Source organism: Flagellimonas olearia (assembly GCF_009184425.1).
GTDB lineage: Bacteria > Bacteroidota > Bacteroidia > Flavobacteriales > Flavobacteriaceae > Flagellimonas > Flagellimonas olearia.
This window is the reverse complement of sequence record NZ_WELG01000186.1, coordinates 1-321: the sequence shown is the minus strand read 5'-3', so window position 1 is coordinate 321 and position 321 is coordinate 1. Positions and strand designations below refer to the sequence as shown.

The 321-nt window shown below is 62.3% G+C and carries 1 protein-coding gene; it reads right to left on the bottom strand.

The window, feature by feature from the left end; all coding sequences use genetic code 11:
- On the bottom strand, positions 1-321 hold a 321-nt coding region (locus F8C76_RS19610), incomplete at both ends, for a thiolase family protein (protein ID WP_500683491.1).

Below are 321 nucleotides of genomic sequence, written 5' to 3'. Positions count from 1 at the left end.
CGTGCCAGCGCTTTCTGGGTGGCCGGTACAGGGCCGTAACCCATGATGGCGGCGTCGCAACCGGCTACGGCCATGGAGCGGATTTTGGCACGGGGCTTCAGGCCCAGGGCTTGGGCACGCTCGGCGCTCATGACCAGCATGGCGGAGGCACCGTCAGACAGGGCAGATGACGTACCGGCAGTCACGGTACCGTTGGCCGGATCGAATACCGGACGCAGTTTCTGCATGTCTTCGATGCTGGCACCCGGGCGAATCACTTCGTCGATTTCGCACAGCACTTTGTGGCCGTTCTGATCGTGACCTTCGATGGGTACGATTTCG